We start from the raw sequence: 6,544 nt of genomic DNA, 5'->3' as shown, positions 1-6,544 counted from the left end.
CGGCCAGCACCTCGCGCTGCTCGGCCTGCTCCATCAGCGCCAATGTGCCCAGGGGCCGATCAGCCGCCGAGGGCATGGCCAGCAGCAGGTGGCCCAGCTGCGCGGCGATCTGCTCGATCGTGGCCGGTGCGAAGTGCGCCAGGTCGTAGCTCATGTGCAACGACAGTTCGTCGCCAAGCCCCACGGCCAGGGTCAACGGGTAGTTGGTCTGTTCGTGCTGCTCCATCGCGCCGAAGCGCAGGCCCTCTGGCGCCGCCTGCTCCAGCACCTCGGCCACCGGGTAGTTCTCGAACACCAGGATATTGTCGAACAGCGCCTCACCGCCCTTGCCGGCCCAGCGCTGCACTTCGAACAGCGGTGTGTGCTCATGCTCGCGCAGGCTCAGGTTCTGTGCCTGGACCTGCTGCAGCCACTGGCCGACCGTCAGCTCCGGGCGCGGGCTGGCGACCACCGGCAAGGTGTTGATGAACAGCCCGATATGCTGCTCGACCCCCTTGAGCTCGGCCGGGCGCCCCGCCACCGTGGCGCCGAAGGCCACGCACGCTTGCCCGGTATAGCGTTGCAACAGCAACAGCCAGGCCGCCTGCAGCAGGGTATTGACGGTGACTTTCTGTTCACGGGCAAAGCGTTGCAGGCGCCCGGTGTCGACGGCCTGCAGGGTCAGGTAGTGATTGGCATAGCCATCTCCGGCAGGCGTCGATACCCGGGCCAGGCGTGTCGGCTCCTGCAAGTCGCGCAACTGCTCGCCCCAGAAGGCTTCGCTGCGCTGACGGTCCTGACGCTGCAACCAGGCGATGTAGTCGCTGTAGTTGCCAACGGCGACCTGCGGTGCCTGCCCGCAATAGCGTTGCAGCACCTCGCCCAGCAACTGCGAATTGCTCCAGCCATCCATCAGGATGTGGTGGTGGGTATAGATCAGGTGGTAGCGCTGCGCCCCGCTCTGCACCAGGTGCAGGCGCAACAGCGGCGCGTGGCCCAGCTCGAAGCCGCGGCGACGCTCGTTGCCAGCCAGCGCGGCCACCGCCTGTGCCAGGTCGTCGCGCTCCCGCCAGTCGTGCACCTCGAAACTCAGCGTGGCCTGGCGCAGCACCGCCTGCAACGGCTGCAGCAGCGGCGGCTGCCAGAGAAATGCGGTACGCAGGATGTCGTGCGCGTCCACCGCATCCTGCCAGGCGCGTGCAAAGCGCACGGGGTCGAGCCCGTCGATCTCCAGGCTCATCTGCGTGATGTAGTCGGCACTGTCCTGCTGGTACAGGCTGTGGAACAGCATGCCTTGCTGCATCGGCGACAGCGGGTAGAGGTCCTTGAGGGTAGGCGCGGCAATCGGCAAGGCATCCAGCTGGGCCTGCTCGAGTCCCGCCAGCGGGAAGTCCGACGGCGTCACGCCACCGGCCTCGGGGCCGCAGCAATGCGCGATCAGCAGGCACAGTTCGTGGCCATAAGCATCGGCCAGGCGCTGCACACTGGCGGTATCGAACATGGCGCGGCTGAAGGTCCAGTTCAGTTCCAGCTCGCCCTTGTAGACCTGGCCATTGATGCTCAGCCAGTTGTCCAGCGGCGCCTCGGCGCTTTGCGGGTTGCCGGCCGCATCGCCGCAGGGCGTGAACAACGCGGTGGCGTCGGCGAAGCTGGCATCGAACTGGCCCAGGTAGTTGAAGGTGATGCGCGGCGTCGGCAGCTCGCCCAGCGCACGGCGCGCCGCCTCGTCGCCCAGGTAGCGCAGGGCGCCGAAGCCGATGCCCTTGTCGGGGATGGCGCGCAGCTGCTGCTTGATTGCCTTGATCGAGTCACCCAGGCCTGCGGCCGGGGTCAGCTTGAGCGGGAACACGCTGGTGAACCAGCCCACGGTGCGGGTCAGGTCCTGGTCCTCGAACAGCTCCTCGCGGCCATGCCCTTCCAGTTGCAGCGCCACTGCCGGGGCCTGCGTCCAGCGGGTCAGCACCCGGGCCAGCGCGGTCAGCAGCAGGTCGTTGACCTGGGTGCGGTAGGCGGCGGGCGCTTGCTGCAGCAACTGACGGGTCTGCGCCAGGTCCAGGCGCGTACTGACACTGGCAGCCTGGCGGTTGCTCAGGTCGCCTTGCGGGTGCTCGCACGGTAACGCCAGCGCCACCCCCTGCAACTGGTGCTGCCAGTAATCCAGCTGGGCCTGCACCGCTTCACTGCGCGCATGCTGCTGGAGCCACTGCGCCCAGCGTCTGATCGATGTGGTCCTGGGCGGCAGCTGCACGGCCTGCCCGTCACGCAAGGCGGCGTAGGCCTGTTGCAGGTCCTCGAACAGGATGCGCCACGATACGCCGTCCACCGCCAGGTGATGGATCACCAGCAGCAGGCGCTGCTCGCCCTGCGCCAGGTCGACCAGCAGGCCGCGCAACAGCGGGCCATGCTGCAGGTCCAGGCTGGCTTGCGCGGCCTCGCCCAAACTGTCGAGCTCGTGCAGCGACGCCGCCTCGCGATGCCACAGCAGCGCCGTGCCCGGCTCGGCGACGGCGTGGGCGTGCCAGCCGCCGGCCCGCTGCTCGAAGCGCAGGCGCAGCGCATCGTGATGCGCGACCACCGCCTGCAAGGCACGCTCGAGCAGCGACGCGTCGAGTGCCTGCGACGGCTTGAGCAGCACCGATTGGTTCCAGTGGTGTCGCTGCACCTGCACACTGTCGAAGAACAGCTGCTGCATCGGCAGCAGGGGTGTCGGGCCGACCAGTGCTACCTGGTCCGGCGCGGTGCCGGCGGTGCCGACCTGCGCCACCGTGGCCAGGCTTTGCACGGTCTGGTGCTGGAACAGATCCTTGGGGCTGATACGGATGCCCGCCTGACGTGCACGGCTGACCACCTGGATCGAGATGATCGAATCCCCACCAAGCTCGAAGAAGTTATCGGTCAGGCCTACCTGCTCGAGCTTGAGCACGTCCTGCCAGATGCTCGCCAGGCGCTGTTCCAGATCGCTCTGCGGGGCCACGTAGACGCTCTGCAGCAAGCTGGCATCGGGTTGCGGCAGGGCCTTGCGATCGAGTTTGCCGTTGCTGGTCAACGGCAACTGCTCGAGGAACAGCAGGTGCGCCGGCACCATGTGCTCGGGCAGGTCCTCGCGCAGCTGCGCCTTCAGCGCCTCGCGCAGTTCGCCCGGGTCGATGCCCGGCGTGCGCGGCACCACGTAGCCGACCAGTTGCGCGCCACTGGCCCCCGCCTGGGCCAGCACCACGGCCTGGCGCACCTGCGACAGTGCCTGCAGCCTGGCCTCGATCTCGCCCAGCTCGATACGGAAGCCACGGATCTTGACCTGATGGTCGATGCGCCCGATGTACTCGATCACCCCGTCGGCGCGATAGCGGGCCAGGTCGCCGGTGCGATACAGGCGCTCGCCCGCAGCGCCGAACGGGTCGGGGACAAAGCGCGTGGCCGTCAGGTCGCCGCGATTGAGGTAACCACGCGCCAGACCCGCCTGGCCGATGTACAACTCACCGATGCAGCCCCTGGCCACCGGGTTGAGCGCGCGGTCGAGCAGGTACCAGGACAGGTCCGGGATCGCCTCGCCGATCGGGCTGCCGGCCTCCCCCGCCAGGTCTGCCAGGCGCAGCGGACGGTAGCTCACATGTACCGTGGTTTCGGTGATGCCGTACATGTTGGTCAATTGCGGATGCCGGTCGCCGAAGCGCTCGAACCACGGGCGCAGGTTCTTCACCTCCAGCGCCTCGCCACCGAACACCACGTGGCGCAAGGCGTTGCGTGCGCCGGCGTGCTCGGGCGCACAGGCCACCTGCATCAACTGACTGAAGGCCGAAGGGGTCTGGTTGAGTACCGTGACACCCTCCTTGAGCAGCAAGGCATGAAAGTCCTCCGGCGAGCGGCTGACATCATGTGGCACCACCACCAGGCGCCCGCCATACAGCAACGCGCCGAAGATCTCCCACACCGAGAAGTCGAAGGCGTAGGAATGGAACAGGCTCCACACATCGTCCGGGCCGAACGCGAACCAGTGCTCGGTGGCGGCGAACAGGCGCAGCACGTTGTGATGGGCAAGCAAGGTGCCCTTGGGCTTGCCGGTGGAGCCCGAGGTATAGATCACGTAGGCCAGGTTGGCCGGGGTCAGCACCACCTGTGGATTGTGCGGGCTGTAGCCGCTTGTATCGTCGCTCAGCAACAGGCACTGCACACCGCCGTCAAGCGGCAACTGCGCCAGCAGCGATGGCTGGGTCAGCAGCAGACCGATGCCGCTGTCCTCGATCATGTAGGCCAGGCGTTCGCTCGGGTAGGCCGGGTCCAGCGGCACATAGGCACCGCCGGCCTTGAGGATGGCCAGCAGCCCCACCAGCATCTCCAGGCTGCGCTCGACCGCCAGGCCGACCCGCACATCGGCGTCCACGCCCTGTTCGATCAGGCGGTGGGCCAGACGGTTGGCACGCTCGTTGAGTTCACCATAGCTGAGCCGGGCCTCGCCGCAGCACAGCGCAATCGCCTGCGGCGTCCGCTCGACCTGGGCCTCGATCATCTGGTGCAGGCACTGTGTGACCGGGAACGCACGGGGCTGGCCATTCCACTGGCGCAGGGTTGCCTGCTGCTCGGCCGGGCCCAGCAGGGGCAACTCGTCGATGCGCCCGGCCGGGTTGGCGAGGATCGCCTGCAACAGGTTCAGCCAGTGCCGGCCCATGCGCGCGGCGGTGCTTGCCTCGAACAGGTCGGTGGCGTAGGTCAGCGCTGCCGCCAGGCCTTCAGGGTTGTCGTAGGTGTTGAGGGTCAGGTCGAACTGCGCGGTGGGGTTGTCCCAGTGCAGCGGCGCCAGGGTCAGGCCCGGCAGTTGCGCCGCCGGGTTGCCCTGGGCCTCGCCCTGGTGGTTGTACATCACCTGGAACAGCGCGTTATGGCTCAGGTTGCGCTGCGGCTGCAACGCGTCCACCAGCTGCTCGAAGGGCAGGTCCTGGTGGTCCTGCGCAGCCAGCACGCACTGGCGTACCTGCTGCAACAGCGCACGAAACGTCAGGGGCGCGTCGAACTGCGCCTTGAGGATCTGCGTATTGACGAAGAACCCGATCAGGCCTTCGGTCTCGACCCGGTTGCGGTTGGCCACCGGCACGCCCACGCGAATGTCGGGCTGGCCGCTGTAGCGGTGCAGCAGGGTCTGGAACGAAGCCAGCAGCAGCATGAACAGGGTCACGCCCTCGGCCTGGGCCAGGCGCTTGAGCCCTGCACCCAGTTCGACGGGCAACTCGATACCCAGTTGCGCGCCCCTGAAGCTCTGCTCGGCCGGACGTGTGCGGTCCAGGGGAAGCTCCAGCACCGGCTGCTCCCCCCCCAGTTGCGTGGTCCAGTAGGCCAGTTGGCGGTCACGTTCGCCGGCCTCCATCCATTGGCGCTGCCACAGGGCGTAGTCGGCATACTGGATCTTCAGGGCGGGCAGCTCCAGGGTCCGGCCCTGGCTATGGGCGGCATACAGGCGCATCAGTTCGTCGACCATGATCTGCATCGACCAGCCGTCGGAAACGATATGGTGCTGCACGATCACCAGCACATGCTGCGTCGCACTCACCTGCAGCAGCGTGGCACGCACCAGCGGGCCCTGCTGCAGGTCGAACAGGCTGCGCGTCTGCGCCTCGACGAAGGCCTTGATCGCCGCCGCGTCGGCATTGGCCAGGGTCGCCCGGCCAAGGCTGAACGGCACGTGCTCGGCAATCTGCTGCAGGGTCTGCTCGGCGTGCTGGACAAAGGTGGTGCGCAGCGCTTCATGACGCTCCAGCAGCGCTGCAAAGCTGCGCTCCAGGGCCTCGACGTTCAGATCGCCGTCCAGCGACAGCGCGCTGGACAGGTGATAGGCCGCGCTATCGGGGTCCAACTGCCAGAGGAACCACTGGCGTTCCTGGGCGTACGACAGCAACAGCGGCTCTTCGGGTTTTCGCTTGAATACCGGGGCAATGCCAAAAAGGTTGATGCCCTTCTGTTTGAGCATTATCGCCAAGGCCTTGCGCTCCCTTGGTGACAGCTCGCCCACCGCCCCGATCAATTCTTGCACGCCACTACTCCTGGTTATGAAATCAGCTTCTCGAGCTCTTCAGCTGATAAACGTTTGAGGGCAGCCAAAGATTTAGCCAATTCGTCCTCCACCGGCTGGGTGTCGACCTGCAAGGCTTGCACGCTGGCGCTGAACGCCAGCAGATCCTCGGCAATGAACAGGTCCTTGAGCGGTACCTCCAGTCCCAGCTGCTCGCGCAGGCGCACGATCACCTGGGTGGCCAGCAGCGAGTGCCCCCCGAGCTCGAAGAAGCTGTCGGCCAGGCCGACCTGCGCGCAGCCCAGCACCTGCTGCCAGATGGCGGCGATGCGCTGCTGCAGCTCGGTCTGCGGCGCCAGATACTCACGCTGCAACAGGCTCGCATCCGGGGCCGGCAGGGCGCGGCGGTCGAGCTTGCCGTTGGCCGTCAGCGGCCATTGCTCCAGGAACAACAGGTGCGTGGGCACCATGTAGTCCGGCAGTTCGGCCTTGAGTCGGGTTTTCAGTTCTTCCCGCAGGGCCGTGGGGTCGGCGGCGTTATCGTGGGGCAGTACATAACCCACCAGT

At 67.1% G+C, this 6,544-nt stretch carries 2 protein-coding genes; both read right to left on the bottom strand.

Annotated elements, in window-relative coordinates; all coding sequences use genetic code 11:
• A partial coding sequence (locus DN388_RS25255; protein WP_255002861.1) for a non-ribosomal peptide synthetase occupies positions 1-5,998 on the bottom strand: 5,998 nt, incomplete at its 3' end.
• A gap of 14 nt (positions 5,999-6,012) precedes the next feature.
• Positions 6,013-6,544: phosphopantetheine-binding protein (locus DN388_RS25250; RefSeq protein ID WP_255002859.1), on the bottom strand; the 532-nt coding region annotated here is incomplete at its 5' end.

Origin of the sequence: Pseudomonas sp. S12(2018), assembly GCF_024355235.1 — a bacterium.
Lineage (GTDB): Bacteria > Pseudomonadota > Gammaproteobacteria > Pseudomonadales > Pseudomonadaceae > Aquipseudomonas > Aquipseudomonas palmensis.
This window is presented reverse-complemented; position numbering and strand designations above follow the sequence as displayed.